Raw genomic sequence first — 2,100 nt, forward strand, 5'->3', positions numbered from 1 at the left:
CGGACGGGTGCGGGCCCGGGGCGGCGGACGAGCTGGACACGCGGGCGCTGCGGCGGATGTTCGGCGCGTTCGCGACCGGCGTCACCGTCCTGACCTGCGGCGGGCCCAAGCCGCACGGGATGACCGCGAACGCGTTCAGCTCGGTGTCGCTCGACCCGCCGCTCGTCATGGCGTGCGTGGACCGCGCCGCCGTGATGCACGGGTCGCTGCTCGACACCGACTACTTCGGCGTCTCGGTGCTCGCCGCCGACCAGGAGGCGGTGGCGCGGCACTTCGCCGACCGCCTCCGCCCGCTCGGCCCGGCCCAGTTCGACCCGGTCGACTGGGCCCCCGGCGAGCGCACCGGCGTGCCGCTCATCGAGGGCGCGCTCGCGGCGTTCGAGTGCCGCAGGTGGCGCGGGTACGACGGCGGCGACCACACCATCTTCGTCGGCCGGCTGCTGGCGGCGAGCCGCCGCGACCCCGACCCGGCCGTCCCGCGCGACGCCCTGGTGTTCCACGACGGCCGGTTCCGCGAGCTGCGCCCCGAGCCGACGCAGGTGCCGCTGTGACCGCCCGCAGGTGGGGAGCGCCGGTCGCCGCGCCGGTGACGCGGCCGCCGGACGGGTCCGGGCGGGTGCCGCCCGGCCCGCCCCGGCGGGCGATGCCGGGGGTGCTCGCCCGGCTCGTCCGGGACCGGCTCGCGCTGATGACCGCCGCGGTGGCCGAGTACGGCGACGCGGTGCGCGTCGCCGCCGGCCCCCGCACGATGTACATCTTCAACCACCCCGACCACGCCAAGCACGTCCTCGCCGACAACGCCGCCAACTACCACAAGGGCCTCGGCCTCCAGCAGGCCCGCCGCGCCCTCGGGGACGGGCTGCTGACCAGCGAGGGCGAGCTGTGGCGCAAGCAGCGCCGGACGATCCAGCCCGCGTTCCAGAGCGCCCGGATCGCCGCGCAGGCCGGGGCCGTCGCCGAGGAGGCCGAGGCCCTCGTGGCGCGGCTGCGGGCGCGCCGCGGCGGCGGCCCGGTGGACGTCACGGGCGAGCTGACCGGGCTCACCCTCGGCGTCCTCGGCCGCACCCTGCTGGACACCGACCTCGGCGCGCACGCGTCGGTCGGGCACGCCTTCGAGGCCGTCCAGGACCAGGCGATGTTCGAGATGGTCTCGCTGAGCTCGGTCCCCACCTGGGTGCCGCTGCCGAAGCAGCTGCGGTTCCGGCGGGCCCGCGACGAGCTGGGCCGGGTCGTGGACGCCCTGGTCGCCGGGCGCGGGGACGGCTGGTCGGCGGAGGCCGACGACGTGCTGTCCCGGCTGGTGGCGTCCACCCGGGCCGAGCCCGACCCGGCGGTCGGCGCGCGGCGGCTGCACGACGAGCTGGTCACGCTGCTGCTCGCCGGGCACGAGACCACGGCGAGCACGCTCGGCTGGTCGCTGCACCTGGTGGACCGGCATCCGGGGGTGGCGCGGCGGCTGCGCGAGGAGGCGCGGGAGGTGCTGGGCGACCGGCCGCCCGTCCACGACGACCTGCGGCGGCTGACGTACACGGCCATGGTCGTCCAGGAGGCGATGCGGCTGTACCCGCCGGTGTGGATCCTCACCCGGCAGGCGCTGCGGGACGACGAGGTCGGCGGCTACCACGTGCCGGCGGGCTCGGACGTCCTGGTCAGCCCTTACACGCTGCACCGCCACCGCGACTACTGGGACGAGCCGGACCGGTTCGACCCGGAGCGGTTCGACCCGGCGCGTCCCAACGACCGGCCCCGGTACGCCTACATCCCGTTCGGGGCGGGCCCGCGGTTCTGCGTCGGCAACAACCTGGGGATGATGGAGGCCGTCTTCGTCCTCGCCCTGATCTCCCGCGACCTGCGGCTCCGCGCCGTCCCGGGACGTCCGGTGGTGCCGGAGCCGATGCTGTCGCTGCGCGTCCGCGGCGGGCTGCGCATGACCGTCCACGACGCCTGACCCCTCTCTCCTCGTTTCTCTCGCCCCCCCACGAAGAGGGGCCGGGCCCGGGGGGGGGGGGGGGGCGCGTCGTGGGGGGGCGGGGGGGCAGGCGCCCCGGGGGTGCACCCGGTCCCTGGCCGGGTGGGGGAGGGTGATGGGAAGAGCACACG

At 77.0% G+C, this 2,100-nt stretch carries 2 protein-coding genes; both read left to right on the forward strand.

The window, feature by feature from the left end; all coding sequences use genetic code 11:
- Positions 1-551: flavin reductase family protein (locus AB0J52_RS37600; protein ID WP_500187739.1), on the forward strand; the 551-nt coding region annotated here is incomplete at its 5' end.
- A complete protein-coding gene (locus tag AB0J52_RS37605) occupies positions 548-1,948 on the forward strand; it encodes a cytochrome P450 (RefSeq protein WP_500187740.1) in 1,401 nt (466 codons plus the stop codon). The genes AB0J52_RS37600 and AB0J52_RS37605, both read left to right, overlap by 4 nt.
- Positions 1,949-2,100 lie beyond the last annotated feature (152 nt).

The sequence above is a fragment of the Spirillospora sp. NPDC049652 genome, assembly GCF_040675125.1.
GTDB lineage: Bacteria > Actinomycetota > Actinomycetes > Streptosporangiales > Streptosporangiaceae > Spirillospora.